At 69.3% G+C, this 14,418-nt stretch carries 13 protein-coding genes and 2 tRNA genes; 8 read left to right on the forward strand and 7 right to left on the reverse strand.

Annotation, left to right across the window (positions count from 1 at the left end; translation table 11 throughout):
• Positions 1–18: 18 nt before the first annotated feature.
• Genes VN461_07990 through VN461_08000 form a run of 3 tightly spaced genes read right to left on the reverse strand, consistent with a single transcriptional unit; the run spans position 19 to position 2,871 of the window.
• Entirely contained in the window at positions 19–1,548 is a 1,530-nt protein-coding gene (locus tag VN461_07990; protein HXB54708.1) for a tetratricopeptide repeat protein, read from the reverse strand.
• On the reverse strand, positions 1,545–2,492 hold the full coding sequence (locus tag VN461_07995) for a GNAT family N-acetyltransferase (protein HXB54709.1): 948 nt from the start codon (positions 2,490–2,492) through the stop codon (positions 1,545–1,547). Before VN461_07995 ends, VN461_07990 begins: the two co-directional genes overlap by 4 nt.
• A complete protein-coding gene (locus tag VN461_08000; GenBank protein ID HXB54710.1) occupies positions 2,470–2,871 on the reverse strand; it encodes a PilZ domain-containing protein in 402 nt (133 codons plus the stop codon). Before VN461_08000 ends, VN461_07995 begins: the two co-directional genes overlap by 23 nt.
• A 344-nt stretch (positions 2,872–3,215) precedes the next feature.
• Here VN461_08000 and VN461_08005 point away from each other — a divergent pair, with 344 nt between their 5' ends.
• The 5 genes from VN461_08005 to VN461_08025 all read left to right on the forward strand — a co-directional run bounded on the left by VN461_08005 (position 3,216) and on the right by VN461_08025 (position 9,714).
• Complete coding sequence (locus VN461_08005) at positions 3,216–3,578, forward strand: hypothetical protein (protein HXB54711.1); 363 nt, start codon at positions 3,216–3,218, stop codon at positions 3,576–3,578.
• A gap of 64 nt (positions 3,579–3,642) precedes the next feature.
• Entirely contained in the window at positions 3,643–5,103 is a 1,461-nt protein-coding gene (locus tag VN461_08010; GenBank protein ID HXB54712.1) for a peptidoglycan recognition family protein, read from the forward strand.
• 4 nt (positions 5,104–5,107) lie between these two features.
• Positions 5,108–6,175 carry a cell division protein FtsA gene (locus VN461_08015; protein ID HXB54713.1) on the forward strand — a complete coding sequence of 356 codons (1,068 nt, stop codon included), beginning with the start codon at positions 5,108–5,110 and terminating at the stop codon, positions 6,173–6,175.
• 51 nt (positions 6,176–6,226) lie between these two features.
• Complete coding sequence (locus tag VN461_08020; protein HXB54714.1) at positions 6,227–8,653, forward strand: hypothetical protein; 2,427 nt, start codon at positions 6,227–6,229, stop codon at positions 8,651–8,653.
• 20 nt (positions 8,654–8,673) lie between these two features.
• Complete coding sequence (locus VN461_08025; GenBank protein ID HXB54715.1) at positions 8,674–9,714, forward strand: AAA family ATPase; 1,041 nt, start codon at positions 8,674–8,676, stop codon at positions 9,712–9,714.
• 62 nt (positions 9,715–9,776) lie between these two features.
• Here the strand turns inward: VN461_08025 and VN461_08030 are convergent, their stop codons facing one another.
• Positions 9,777–11,642 carry a recombinase family protein gene (locus tag VN461_08030; protein ID HXB54716.1) on the reverse strand — a complete coding sequence of 622 codons (1,866 nt, stop codon included), beginning with the start codon at positions 11,640–11,642 and terminating at the stop codon, positions 9,777–9,779.
• Positions 11,639–11,788, reverse strand: coding sequence for a hypothetical protein (locus VN461_08035; protein HXB54717.1), 150 nt, complete (start codon positions 11,786–11,788; stop codon positions 11,639–11,641). The genes VN461_08030 and VN461_08035 overlap by 4 nt, the downstream gene beginning before the upstream one ends.
• A gap of 331 nt (positions 11,789–12,119) precedes the next feature.
• On the opposite strand from VN461_08035, the gene VN461_08040 reads away from it, so the two are divergent.
• The 3 genes from VN461_08040 to VN461_08050 all read left to right on the forward strand — a co-directional run bounded on the left by VN461_08040 (position 12,120) and on the right by VN461_08050 (position 12,899).
• Positions 12,120–12,689: a hypothetical protein gene (locus tag VN461_08040; protein ID HXB54718.1), complete on the forward strand. Its 570-nt coding sequence runs from the start codon at positions 12,120–12,122 to the stop codon at positions 12,687–12,689.
• Between the two features lie 26 nt (positions 12,690–12,715).
• A tRNA-Arg gene (locus VN461_08045) sits at positions 12,716–12,800 on the forward strand.
• Positions 12,801–12,815: 15 nt separating this feature from the next.
• Positions 12,816–12,899 (forward strand) — tRNA-Ser (locus VN461_08050).
• Positions 12,900–13,068: 169 nt separating this feature from the next.
• Here VN461_08050 and VN461_08055 read toward each other — a convergent pair.
• Positions 13,069–13,293, reverse strand: coding sequence for a zinc-ribbon domain containing protein (locus VN461_08055; protein ID HXB54719.1), 225 nt, complete (start codon positions 13,291–13,293; stop codon positions 13,069–13,071).
• A gap of 501 nt (positions 13,294–13,794) precedes the next feature.
• On the reverse strand, positions 13,795–14,418 hold a 624-nt coding region (locus tag VN461_08060; protein ID HXB54720.1), incomplete at its 5' end, for a hypothetical protein.

Genomic DNA, 14,418 nt, shown 5'->3' on the forward strand with positions numbered 1-14,418 from the left:
GGACCGGACCCGCGTCCCTCAAGGGGTCTCCAGGAGCCGCCGGGCGGCCGCGCTGTCGGGAAGGGCCTGGAGGACGCGGCGGGCCTCGGCCCGCGCTTCCGCCCCCCGCCCCAGCTTCATCAGCACGCCCGCCAGTTCGAGCCGCACCGTCGCGTCGTCGCGGCACCAGAGGGCCATGCGCAGCTCGCCCGCGGCTTTGTCGAGCTCGCTCTCGCTAAAGAGACGCGCGAGGAGCAGGTGGGCGCGGGCGCTGTAGGGATCGAGATAGGCCGCCCGGGTCAGCTCGGCCAGGGCACCCTCCCGCTCCCCGGCCTCCGCCAGCTTCTCCCCCCGGGCCGCGTAGGTGGCCGCCATCTCCGCGCCGCTGCGGCCCTCGCCCTCTCCGACCAGCGGGCGCTCGGAGGTGAGGATCCGCTCGAAGCGGCGGCTCGGGTCGGGGGCGGCCAAGGGCTCGTAGGACGGGCTCAGGGCGACCGCCATCCGCCACTCCTCGACCGCCTCCGCCTCGTGGTCGGCCTTGCGCAGGGCCCAGGAGAGCACCAGGTGGGCGGCGGCGTCGCCCGTCTCGCGGCGCGTCAGCCCGCGCAGCCAGAACGCGGCCGCCGCCGGCTCCCCCTCCAGGAACAGGGCCCAGGCCAAGTTGAAGGAGAGGTCGGGAAAGGCGAGGCCCTTCTCCAGGGCCTGCCGGAAGACCGCGGACGCGCGCGGGCTGGGCGCGCCCAGGCGGAGGAGGGCCACGCCCTGGTTGGAGAGGGCGGCCGCACTCGCCTCCTCGGCGACGAGGCCCTGGTAGAGGTCGGCCGCCTCCCGGTAGCGCCCCAGGTGCAAGAGAGCGGCGCCGCGGAGGAATCGTGCCGTGCGCGCGAGGGGCGATGTCGGGGCCACCCGCGCCAGGGTTTCCGCGGCCGCCGCGTCGTCGCGGGTTTCGATCTCCAGACGGCCGAGGGTGAGCCGGGCCTCGTCGTAGCCGGGGGCGAGGGCCAGCGCGCGCTTGACCCGCCTGAGGCGCAGGGCAGGGTCGGAAGCGGCCAGCCCCTGCGCGTAGGACCGGAAGGCTTCAAAGGGGACGCCCGCCCGCAGGGCAAGGAACTCTTCGCGGTTGCGGGAGGGCCGGGTGGGGCCAGAGAGGGCGATGTCCCAGGCCAGGCCCTGGATGAGGGCGGGCAGGGTCTCGAGGGGGCCCGAGGCCATCAGGGGCGCGCTCAGGGTCGCCCGCTCCACGTCCAAAAGCCGCAGGGCCAAGCGGACCACTCCCCCCTCGAGCTGGCAGGTGCCCACCACCAGGCGGGAAGCGCCCAGGGCCTCGGCCACACGGATGCTGGTGGCGCGGGTCAGGGTCAAGGGCGGGATCCCGAGCGCCTCCTGGGCGCGCAACCGGTCGGCGCGGTCCACGGCGGGGACGGCCAGCAGCCCGAGGGCGCGGGGGAGGACATCCGCCACCGCTTGGGCGACCCAGGCGGCGTCGGGCGTGCTCGGACCCTCCGGGGGCACGACCACCACCGCGCCGGACGCCGAGGAAGCGAGGGCCAGCGCGAGCAGTAAGTTCAAGCGGGCAGGTCGATCCGGGCGGGGGGCCGCACCCATGCGTGGGCCGCGAACTGCTTGCGGAGCTGGAAGCCGAGGGTGGTGTAGAGGCGGTGGGCGCGCACGTTGTCCACCGTCACGGAGAGGCTGGCCGTGGAAAGGCCCTGGGACCGAAAGGCGGCGAGCGCGCTCTTCACGAGCACGGTGCCCAGCCCCCGGGCCTGGGCCTCCGGCACGACCGAGACCTGGCAGACGTGCCCGTTGGTGTGGGAAAGGTGGCTGGCCAGGAGGACGCCGATGGGGCCCCGCGGTCCCTCGGCCAGAAAGGAGGCCTCGGGGTCGAAGCGTCCGCAGCCCGCCCGCAGCACCAGCGTCTCCACGAAGCCGCGGCAGAGGGGGGCCGTGGCGTAGGTGAGGTTGAGGGCCGCATCCAGGCTTCCCTGGTGGCTGCGGTGGATGATCTCGGCGGCCACGGGAAGGTCGTCCCGCCGTACTCCCCTCAGGTCAAAGTCGTGGGAGGGGGGCGGTCCCACATCGCGCAGGTCGCGGACCAGGTAGTGCCGAGCCCGGCTCCGGAAGCCGGCGGAAGCGAAACGGCCGTTGGCTCCGGGGGCGGTGGAGAAGAGGGTCTGGCATTCCACTCGGTCGTTGCCCGGCTGGGCCTTGGCCTCGGCGAGGACCCGGTCGAGCAGCCCCTCCTCGAGGCCCTGGCCGCGGAACGGCTCCGCGGCGAAGAGCGACCCCACGATGGCCCGTCCCCCGTCCACCATGTAGTAGCAGTAGGCGACCGCCCGCGGGCCGTCGTGCAGGACCTGTCCGGTCAGGGCCCGACGCTCGAGCCCGCTGGCGACGGCCGAGGAGACGTCCGAGAAGTCCCAGAGGAGTTCCCCGCCCCAGTGCTCGGTCTCTTCCTCCAGGAGCGGCCGGAGCTCCCGCGCCGAGACCTCATGGAGCGGGCGAGTGCGCACTGCGCCTCCGTCGCCTCTCTGCCTCCAGGAAGCCTCGCAGCCGCATTGCCGCCGCCGCGGGCATGCCCAGGAATCGGAGGCCGGCCAGGAATCCCGGGGCCTGCTCGGTCAGGGACGCCCCGTCCACGCACGCCTCCGCTACCTGGACCTTGACCGCGAAGGGGGCGGCGTCGATCCGGAGGCTGAGGTCGAGGACGGTCCCGGGCTCCAGGAGAGCGTCGCAGCGGACAAGACAACCGCTGAGGCTCAGGTCGATGACCGTCACCGGACGCGAGGAGCGGCCGGAGAGGGAGGCCTCGAGCTCGATGGAGAGCCGCGGCGACCGCCGCCGCATCCCCTCCTTGGCCTTCGCGCTGAACACCGGCCGGCCCTGGGTCATCTCGTAGCGCCTTCCATTCTAGGTCCGTGCGCGGCGGCCCTCAAGGCACTCTCGAACGCTCGACCCGAGCGCGACCCCGGGCACCGGTGGCGACCGAGCAGCGGATGCCCCCGGCGGCTCAGGTCCGAGTCGGCGTCCGCTCGTAGTAGCATAGCATCCGGACTCGCCCCCGACGGGAGTTCCCGCTAGTAGGCCGGACGCGAAGAGGGTGGAGCGGCGAGAACCCCAAAGACGTCTGGGCGGACCGTGAACGATGCCCGAGGACGCGGACACGATTGATCACCACGGGGCCCGCTGACGCCACGCCCACGCCCGCCGGGCGGTCGCAAGGGATCTCCTGGAGCGTGGGTTTTTTTGCCTTGAGCGGTGTCGCGGAGATCGCTCTCGGCTTGTGGGAAGCGCCCCGGCCGCTGGCTTTCTGGCCCGTCTGGGAGGCCCTCGGGCGCGGCCTGCTCTATTTCCTGCTGGCCGCGGGCCTCTGGCGGCGGTTGGCTCTCTGCCGCTCGATCGCCATGGTCTATTGCCTCGCGACGCTTGTGACTTACGGGGTGGTGCTCTGTCTCGCCCTCATTCGGGCGCCCGTCACCTTTCCAGCTTCGGTCGTGGTGGAGAGCCTGTTCCAGGTCCCCTCCTGCGCGATCCTCTTCCCCTACCTGCGGTCCCCCCGCGCCTCTCTTCTCTTCCCGAGACCGCTTTTCAGACCTTGACGTGACTTGTTCCGCCCCGCCCTCCGGCCTATAATCCGTGGCCTCAGAACCGTTTGGGGGGACTGTGGCCGGCACTGGGGTCGGGGTCAGGACGCGCGGGAACACGAGGCGGCCCGACCTCGCGGCCGCTAAGCGGCACCTCCCTGCCGTCGGCAAAGACTTCGTCCTCGACCTGGAGGAGAAGAGCCGCGCCATCCGCGATCCGGTCGAGAAGCTCCGCTACATCCGCGGCTCCCTCGCCCGTTACCAGGAGACCGACCGCCGGTTGCAAGCGGTCCGTTTTTCGCCTCTCCGCCGGCTGCTTTACCGGCTGTCTCCGCTCCACGGCATGCGCCACCTCCTGACCAACAATCCCTGGGGGGCGACGCCGGAGCCGGGCCCCCGACCCGTGCGGCGGAGCAAGGCCCCGGCCCTGGCTACCGCCCTCCTGGCCACGATCGCCGGGGTGAGCGCCACCGGTTATCACTTTTCGCGCCCGGCCGCGGCGGCGCCTGCGCTTCCGCCCGCCCCCGCCCTCCTCCCCGTGGCGGAGACCCTGCCCGCTCTGCCCGCGGGCGTGAGCCCGGCCGCCATCTGGATGGTGGAGAAGGGCGAGGGCTGGGAGCAGTACAGCAACGGCCTGCGCATCGACACCACCTTCGCGGTGGGGGGCGAGCCGCGGCGCTTCCGGGTCTTCGACCAGGCGAGCGGCATGCAAGAGACCGTTCAGACCACACCCGTGGGTATCCTGTTCCACACTTCGGAGAGCGACATTTGGCCGCTCGACGAGGCCCACAACGAGAGCCTGCGCACGAGCAGCCACGGCCTCCTCAAGTACTTGCAGCGGAACCGGGTCTACCACTACCTCATCGACCGCTTCGGCCGGGTGTTCCGGGTGGTGGAGGAAACGGACAAGGCCAACCACGCGGGCATGGCGGTCTGGAGCCAGGGGGACCGCCTCTTCCTCAGCCTGAACAACGCTTTCCTGGGAATATGCTTCGAGACCCGATGGGAAGGTGGACGGGCCCTGCCCATCACCCAAGCCCAGCTGGCGGCCGGGCGCAATCTCACTGACTACCTGCGCGGCCGCTGGTCCGTCGCCCCCGACATGTGCGTGGGCCACGGCCTGGCCAGCGTCAACCCGAAGAAGCACCTCATCGGTCACCACCTGGACTGGGCCCGGGGCTTCCCGTTCGAGGCCTTCGGCTTGCCTAACCAGTACCTCCGGCCCGCACCCAGCGTGGCCGTCTTCGGTTTCCAGTACGACGAGCAGTTCTTGGGCGTGATGGGCGAGCCTTGGGCGGGGGTTCGCGAGGCGGAGCAGACCCTCCTCGCGGAGGCCGCCACCAGGGGCAATACCGTGGAAGAACTCCGGCGGGAGAGACAGGACCTCTTCGACCGCTGGCTGGCGGAGCAGACCAAGGACCAGGAGGCGAGTTCCGCCCCGGTCGGACCCGGGGCCCAGAGCCCACCCGGCGAGGGCCGGCGTCCCGCCCGAGCGACGCCGGCGCGGGGACGCGCCACCATTCATGGAAGCGGAGGTTAAGAGCATGGCCGAGAACAAGGACCACCTGTGGAAGGTAGCGACGGAGGCGGCCCCGGAGCGGATCGAGGATCTGGTCAAGCCAGGCGCCAACCCGGTGGGGCTCGACGTGGGGACGAGCAAGGTGGTGGTGTCCCGCCGGCAAGCGCGGGAGGTCCAGTCCGCCTCCCAACTCAACGCCTTCTTGCCCGTGGCCTACACCCCGTTCACCGAGCGCACCCTCCAGCAGCAGAGCGACATCCACTACTTCCGGGACGGGGATGAGCTCGTGATCTACGGCACCGCCACCGAGCGCTTCGCGAACATGTTCAACGCCGAGGGCCGCCGGCCCATGGCCGACGGCTTGCTGAACCCCCGCGAGAAGCAGGCCATGCCGGTGCTGGAGGCCATCCTGGAGAGTCTGGTCCCCAAGGCGCGGACCGCGGGCGAGATCCTCGCCTTCTCGGTCCCCGCCCCCATCCCGGGCAAGGAGGCCGAGCTCACTTATCACGAGGCCACCCTCCGCCGCTATTTCCAGTCCCACGGCTATCGGGCCGTCCCCATCAACGAAGGCTTGGCCGTGATCTTCTCCGAGCTGGAAGACCAGAGCTTCACGGGGATCGGGATCTCCTGCGGGGGCGGGATGTGCAATGCCACCCTCGCTTACTTGTCGATCCCCTCCATCATGTTCAGCATCGCGAAGGGCGGGGACTTCATCGATCGGGCGGCGGGTTCGGTGGTGGACGAGCACGCCACCCGGGTCAAGGTGACGAAGGAGGAGAGCCTGGATCTGTCCCGTCCCCCCCGCGACAAGCTGGACAAGGCTCTCCACATCTACTACGAGGATCTGATGGAGACCCTGGTGGACGGCCTGCGCCGGGCCATCTCCCGGGCCGAGAAACTGCCCAAGACGGAGAGGCCGTTGCCCATCGTGCTCTCGGGAGGGACCGCGAAGCCGCGGGGTTTCAAGGAGCTCTTCGAGCGGACCCTCAAATCCCGGTCCCTTCCCATACAGGTCTCGGAGGTGCGCATGGCCTCCGATCCCCTGACCGCCACCGCCCGCGGGGCCTTGATTGCCGCCATGTACGAGAAGTGACGAGGGCGCCCCGGGGTTCGCCCGGGGCGGCCTGCCTCTAGAGTGACGGCCATGGGACGACGCGCCCCCCTCCTGGCCGGCTTGGTCCTGTTGCTCGCCGCGTCCCCGGCCTTCGCCGTCCGGGAGTGGTACGACTATTACCTCGAGGCGCGAGACCACCTCATTCCCGCCGGCCACTATCCGGAAGCCCTGAAGGCGCTGGAGGAGGCGCTGCGGCTCAAGCCCTCCTCGGTCCTGAACGAGCAGACCTACGGCCTGCAGTTCGTGGACTACCTGCCCCACTACTACATGGGTGTCTGCTACCTGCGAATGCGGGACTTCAAGACTTCCCTCGAGCATTTCAACCAGGAGGAGAGCCGGGGCGCCATCAAGAGAGTCGAGGCTTACAAGGACCTGCTGAAGCTTCGGGCCGAGGCCAGCAACGGCCAGGCCGAGGACATGGCCCGCCAAGCCCGGCAGGAGGCGGAACGGCTGCTCCGGGAGAGCGCGGAGCTGGCCAAAAAGCGCAGCCCCGAAGACGCCCTGGCCCGCCTCATCCAGGCCGAGCTCCTGGCCAAGAACCTGGACCCGGACCTCCAGCGCCGCGTCACGGAGGCACGGGAGAGGATCCGGGCCGATCAAAAGGAAGTCGCGGATGCGGCGGCCCGCGCCCGTCAGATCGAGCAGGGCCTGGCCGACGGGACCCGCCTGCTCTCGGAGGGCAAGGCGGGGGAGGCCCAGCTGGCCTTCGAAGCCGTGCTCCGCCTCGATGCCCGAAGCGGCCCCGCCCTCGAAGGCAAGAGAGTGGCCCAGGAGAAGATTCTCGCTTCCACCACGCGGGAGAAGCGGGCCCAGTCCTTCCGCGAGGGCAAGGCCTTGTTCGAAGGGGGCCAGTACGAGCCGGCCCTCGGCCCCTTGACGGACGCCGCCGCCGATCCCGGCAACCCCGACGCTCGTGACCTGCTCGACCGGGCCCAGAAGATCGTGGCCGGGATGCAGCGGCAGAAGGAGCTCAAGGTCGAGATCGACCGCCTCTTTGCCAAGGCCGAGCGCTTGTTGGCCGGGGGCAAATTCCCCGAGGCCGGAGTCGCCTTCGAGGACGTGCTGCGCCTCGACCCCGGCAACGTGAGGGCCAAGGAGCGGATGGGTCTGGCCGAGCGGCGGACGGGAGAGGCCCTCTTCGCGAAATGGCTCCCCAACGAGCCCCCCCGCTTGAGCTTCATCGAGCCGCGCCGCGCGCGCGACACCATCGAGGGGCCCACCGTGGCTCTGGTCGGGATCGCGAACGACGACCGGGGCATCGCCAAAGTGGAATTCCGGGTGGGGGGCAAGCTGGTGGCGGAGCAGACTCCGAGCCCCCCCCTGGACTCGGGAGAGACCCCGCGCACCCTGACCTTCCGGGAGGAGTTGCCCCTCGAGCCGGGGGCCAACGAGATCGCGGTCACCGCCATCGACAACACCGGGCTCACCTCCACCCCCGAGATCTTCCACTTCACGAGGCGCCTCCGGTTCTACGAGACAGCCCTCTTCCTCCCCTCCGCCCTTGGGGCGGCGGTGGGCATGATCGGGCTGGGCTGGGGCGCGCAGCGGGTGCGACGACGGCGGGCCGTGCGCCGGCGGTTCAACCCCTACATCGCGGGGGCTCCCGTCCTTGACGAGGACATGTTCTTCGGCCGGCAGAAGCTCATGGCCCGCATGCTCAACGTCCTCCATCACAACAGCCTGATGGTCACGGGCGAGCGTAGGATCGGAAAGACCACCTTCCTCTACCACCTCAAGAAGACCCTGGCCGAGGACGAGGGGACCGACTACCGCTTCTTCCCCGTCCTCACCGACCTCCAGGGCGTGCCGGAGACGGCGTTCTTCCACGCCCTGATGGCGGACGTGGTCGAGGGCCTCGAACTGTCACCCGCCACCCTCTCCGCGATCCGCTACCGCCCCTCCGCCGAGGGCTACGAGGGCCGCGACTTCAGCCACGACCTGCAGCGGGTGCTCGAAGAGCTCAAGACCCGCACGCCCCGGAAGATCAAGCTGGCCCTGCTCATCGACGAGGTGGACGTGCTCAACGAGTACTCCGAACGCGTCAACCAGCGCCTGCGCGGCATTTTCATGAAGACCTTCTCCGAGAACCTGGTCGCGGTCATGTGCGGGGTGGGGATCAAGCGAACCTGGAACAGCGAGGTCAGCCCCTGGTACAACTTCTTCGACGAGATCGAGCTCAAGGCCTTCTCCCGCGAGGAGGCGGAGGCCTTGATCCGCACCCCCGTGGCCGGCATCTTCAGCTTCCGGGGAGAAGCGGTGGAGAGGATCCTCGAGCTCTCCCAGCTCCGGCCCTACCTCATCCAGAAGTTCTGCGTCCACGCCGTCAACCGCATCCTCGAGGAGAGGCGAACCACGATCACGGGGGCCGACGTCGAGGCGGTCCGGGAGACCGTGCACTTCGAAGGCGGGAGCGACACCCCGGAGGGCCTGGCCCTGGAGCAGACGGCCTCCGCCTGAAGTAGACTAGGGACCCTCGCATGCGCAACCCGTTCATCGCCGGGAGCTGGGTCCGGGGGGACAACTTCTTCGGGCGCTCCGGCATCCTGCGCGAGATCCTGGAGGGCGAGCGCCACTCCCTGTGGATCTTGGGGGCGCGGCGGCTGGGCAAGACCAGCCTCCTGAAGGAGCTCGAGCACCGCGTCCAGCAGAGCTCCCAGTCCCCCTTCGTTCCCCTCTACTGGGACCTCCAGGGCAGCGGCGACGCCCGCGGCCTGGCCGAGACCTTCCTGGGCAGCGTCGAGGACAGCGAGGCCTTCCGTCGGGCCACCGACATCTCGGTCGAGGACCTGGAGAGCCTGCCCGCGAGCGAGATGGTGACCACCCTCGTGCGGCGGACGGTTCGCAGCGGCTGGCGACTGCTGCTGCTGGTGGACGAGGCGGAGGAGCTCCTGACCGTGGCCCGCGTCGACGCGGGCGTGATCCCCCGCCTGCGCCGCATCTTCCAGAAGGGGGCGGAGGTGCGGACGGTGCTCACCTCCACCCGGAGGCTGGCCCGCATCGACGAGCGGACCGACTTCGCCACCTCCCCCTTCCTGCAGGGCTTCGTCCCGCCCCTGTACCTCACCCCCCTCGCCCCCGAAGAGAGCCGGTCGCTTCTGGCCCGGGGGAACTTCCGGGGCGACGAGGTGGAGGTGATCATGGAGCGCACCGGGAACCATCCCTTCCTGGTCCAGCTCATTGCCAGCCGGCTTTTCGAAAGCCGCGACCTCGCGGGAACCCTGGACCAGGTGGCGTCGGACGAGATGGTCTCGAACTTCTTCTCCGTGGACTTCCAGACCCTGGAGGAGGGCGAGCGGGCCATCCTCGAGGAGGTGTCCCGGGAGGGCCGGCGCTCGCGCCGGGAGCTGGCCCAGGCCCTCGGCAAGGGCGAGGAGAGCGTGGAGCCGCAGATCTACGGCCTGCTCATGTTGGGCTACCTGGCCACGGAGGGGAAGGAGTACCGGGTCGGCAACTGGTTCTTCGACCGTTGGCTGCGCCGGGTGGCCGCTACCCGCGCCAGCGAAGCGAGGCCGGTGTAGGAGGGCGGTCGAAGTCGCCGACCACGGGCGGCGCGATGCGCTGGGAAAGATGCTGGCCGGGGTCAACAAGGTCTACGAGCACGGCGGGAAGGAGTACCACCTGCAGGTCGAGGACCTGGGGGTGGAGCAGGCCTGCTTCGAGGTCCGGGTCTACGACAAGGGAACCGTGCTCTGGCGCAAGCGCGTCCCCTACACCGAGGTGCTCCAAAAAGCCCTCCCCAAGCAGGAACAGGAGGAGGAGCTTCTCTCCCTGATGGAAAAGGCGCTCCACACCGTGCAGGCCGCGATCGCCAAGGGGGTTTTGCCTGTGGGACGAGACCGTCCAGGAGGCTAGGCAGGACGGGCGCCTCCCACCGGAGGTGCTCGGGCAGGTCGCCGGGGCCGGCCCCGCGGAGGAAGTCGGGCGGCGGGGTGTGCATGATCAGCGGTCCGACGAGCTTGCGCAAGACGAGCCGCGCGATCTTCGGCTCCGCCCGCAGCGCGGCCTTCCACTCCGTCGTCCGGCGCTCCAATGCCGCGCGGAGACGCTCGCGGCTGGGCCGCTCCGGGCGCGGCTCGCGGAGCCTCACCTCGATGCGCGCGATCGCGGCCTCGCGCTCCCTGATCTTCGGCGCGGCGGTGCTCTCCTGCACCCCGGCAGCGACGAGCTCGACCAACCGATCGACCTCGGCGCGCAGACGGTCCCGCTCCGTCTCCAAGTGCGCGGTCGGGTCGGGCGCGTCGTCCACGAGCGTCAGTAGCTCTGCGATGTAGCGCGTGCCGAGGATCTCGTCCTCGATAATCGACAGGACCAAGTCGTCGGCCTCGCGGATCGGCAGCACGATCGAGTTGCTGCATAGGCCCGGCTTGTGCCGCCGAGTGGCGCATACGTACACGCCGCCGGGGGCGCCCCACGCTCGGGCCTCGAAGTTACGGCCGCACGTCGGGCAGATCAGCATGCCGCCGGAGAGCAGGTACTTGCCGTGCGCCTTGTCGGGGGCCCGGCCGTCCTTCCTGGCGAGCGTGGCCTCGTGGCGGGTCCGCCGCTCGTCGAGCAAAGCGTCGACGCGTCCCGCTAGCTCCTCGTCCACGATCCCCCACTCGGGTCTCGAGAGACGGATCCACTCTGCCTCGGGCCGCGGCACCTGCCCCTTCTCCCGCGCCGATTGCTTGCCGAGCTCGCGGCCGTACTTGACGGCCGTGCGGCCGTACACGATCACGCCCCGGTAGAGCGGACGCATCAGGATGGCGCGCACGGTCCCCGGCGACCAGCCGTGCGGGCTGCCACGGCGAGCGCGGGGCGCGAGGATGCCGGCTTGATTCAGTGTGTGCGCGATCGCCCTGGGATTCTCGCCCGCGGCGAAGCGCCCGTAGATGTCGCGCACGACTGCGGCCTCCGCCTTGTTGATCAGCCGCTCGACGTGACCGTCTGGCATTCGCTCGTTGTCGTAGCCGAACACGTCGCCCCCCACCACGTGACCCAGTTCAGCCTTCCGACGCATCGCGTCGCGCACGCGCTTGCGGGCCTTCTCCCGCTCCTCCTGATCGAAGCGCGCCCGGAGGAACGCCATCGTCTCGCCCACGAAGCTGTCCAGGTCCACCGGCTGGCCCGTGGAGTAATCCCAGACGCTGATCCCCAGGTCGGCGAGAGTGTGAAGCGCCTCCATGGTGTGCCGGGCGTTGCGGCCGAAGCGGTCCAGGTCGTAGAAGACGACCGCATTGAAGGCCCCGGCCGCCGCGTCCCGCATCAGGCGGCGAAACTCCGGGCGCTTGAGCCAGAGCGCCCCACTGACGCCGTCGTCCTGGTAAACGTGACCCTCGTGGAGTGTCCAACCCTGCTTGGCAATGAAGGCGCGGGCACCGTGGACCTGCCGCTCCACGGACCGGGCCTCCTCGGCGACTCCGTCCTGGGCGTTGCTCTTGCGTGCATAAATTGCCGCTGCGCTCATCGCTCCTCCTCCTCCCTGTGGTCCGCAAACAGAACAGCTCTATCCACGTCGCCGCTCGCTTCGAGCGCAGCCGCGTCCTCGTCGTTTTCGGGCTCGTAAACGAGAGCCGGCCTGCCGTCGACCGTCGTATGGGTATGAATCTTCATTGTCCACGATCATCGACTGGCTCCGGGCAAGTCTCAACAGGAAACTGTTGCGCCACACGGCGGTCACCACGGAAATTCCCTGTACCGGCAGTGGCTTAGGCGACAGCGTGTATACGCCCGCAGGAGCGACGCGCCGCGGCCGGCTGGGCAGGGGGCTGGGCCGGCCCCGGGGCGGGGCAGCTCCGGGCGGGAGGGGGGGGGGCTGGCTTGGCCGCCGGGGGCGGGTAGCGTTTCCCCGGGGGGGGGGTGCCCAGGGGCGAGGGCGACCTCCCCCCTTGACACTGTGGTGACTTCTCGGTTAGTCTCTGTGGCTACAGTGGAGGTGGCGAGAATGCCGAAAGACGAGTGTGGGAAAGAGGTCACAAACAGGATGAAGATGCCGCCCACAACTGAGGCTGATGCATTCCTCCATGGGCTGTACCACGAGCTCCAGGACCAGATCAGGAAGTACTACGAGTTGACCGCCAACCTTCTCGCCCTAGAAGCGCGCGTTGAACTTACCGAAAAGCAGCTTTGTCTCACGCGTGACCACTTGGCGATGGTCGTGGCGAGAACCGAAGGAGCCGCGCCCATGGATTGGAAGACGATGTTGGATCGCGTCCGCTTCGTGGGGTGGCGCTTGGCCGAGGCGTGCGTAGCAGTGGTGCGTGAGCATAAAAAGCTCACCCCCGACGAACTCTTGACCGCGTTGAACATCGGGACCTTCCGATTTCGGACAAACACCCCCTTCCGGGAGATTCATGCGGCTCTATTGCGCCAACACAGCGTGAAGCGTGAAGGTGACTACTGGATTTGGCTTGGTCCTGCTGAGCAGGAGGACCAGTTGCGGCTGAAGCTTCTTAAGAAGCCACAACCGGATGCGGGGGAGGTCAAGGGTAACGTGAAAAACGAAGGGCGGTAACCGATGCTAACGATCACCGCCCTGGTGGGAGAGTCGCACAAATGGCAGGTGCAACCGACTTCTAATCGGCAGCCTGGACAGGGCTTGTGGGTTCGATTCCCTCCTCTCCCGCCGTTTACGACCGATGGGGACGTGGCGAAATTGGAAAACGCAGTCAGCTTGAAACTGACCGGCGAAATCGCCTTGGGGGTTCGAATCCCCCCGTCCCCACCTACTTTCGGATGCCATCTTTAGGCATCATCACAACGCAGTCAAGTCAAATCCCTCCTGACCTGCCAAAGACTACAGTGTCATTCCAAGCATAAGTCGCTTGCCTTCAGGCACATTAGTGGCCTCCCGCCTGAAACAAGGCCCTAGGCCACAGTGGCCATCAGGAACGCTAGTGGTCCCCGAACCCAGCACGCAGGCCGGCTCGCGCCAAGCGCAGGGCCGCTCGTGCCCGCCGCCGGCGGCGACACCGCAGGCACCGCTCGGGCAGAGTCCACGGCCGGCCGTCGGCGTCTCGCTGGCTCCGGTACCACGCGGCCTCGCGGGCGGAGAGCACGAACGCGCGGCGGCAGGCCACGCACTCCCGCTGAAGACTGGGGTCCTGCACGGCGTCCATATCACGGTCCTCCGCTTAAGCTGGCCGCGTGCCGGCGACGCGTATCCCCGCGCGCCGCCGGCTTGTGGGGCACGGCCCGCTCCCACGGGCGTCCTCACTCCGGTACGTGGCGCGTCGGCGGGGCCGGAGCAAGGTTCAAGGCGTCGCGCCGCCACCCTTGGAGGTCCCCCGCCGAAGACTCTCTATCTGCCGTCGCCGCTGTCCGGCTTCGGGTAAAGCCCGGCCTCGATGGTGCTGATGTCCCTGTCGCTCGACGGGGCCGGGTACCCCGCAGTCACACTCTCGGACCACGGCGGCATCACGCTGCCGTCGGCCGGCGTCGTGCCCGTGGCTTGCGCGGCCCCGGTTCGCGCGGCCCCGTGCTGCGCGTGGCCGGGGTGGATTGCGGGCGCGTGCGTCGTGCCGCTCCTCGTCGTCCCGGTCGCGCCGGCTACTCCAGCCTTAGCAGCAGCGTGCGCCGCGTGCCCGGGGTGGACCTTGTCGTCTGCCATGTGCTCGCTCCTAGCGGCCGGTCGGCGTGATGCCGGCCGCCTGCTGCACCAACGGGTCATGCTTCATGGACGGAAACTCGGCGAGGATTTCGTTTTGCGCTGTTTTGACGGCGCCATCGAAGGCATCGCGGACGACGGCGAGCGCCTTCATCTCCGCGGCGGCTTCGGGGTCTGCAGCGCGAGCTCTCTCGATCATGGTTACGCGTACCCGCTCGGGGTCGATTAACGGCACGAGCTTCGGGGGCTCGTCCCGTCTCTCATGGTCGAGCGTCAGCGGGGCGTCCTCAAACGCCGCAATCACCTCTGGGTCAGTGGCCGAGAAGTACAGAAGCAGCCGCGTAGTTGCGTCGAGCTTCCGCACCTGGTCCCGGACCTCGCGCGCCCGGAGCTCGTACGCGATCCGCTCGGCGACGTCGGTCGGGGGCTTTATCGCCGCGATCCCGAGCACCCGCTCCCACAGCGTGCGAATCTGGTCCGAGATCTTGTCGGGGTTCGCGGCCTCCCAGTCGGCCAGCTGTTGCAATGCCCGACGGGCGATGGGTTCGGCCGCATTACGCCGCCCCTGCGCGCTCAAGTTGGGGTCGACCTTGTTTTGGTCGAGGGCGGTCTTGCAAGCGGTGGAGATCCCGAGCAG

This window comes from Vicinamibacteria bacterium, from assembly GCA_035570235.1.
Classification (GTDB): Bacteria; Acidobacteriota; Vicinamibacteria; order Fen-336; family Fen-336; genus DATMML01.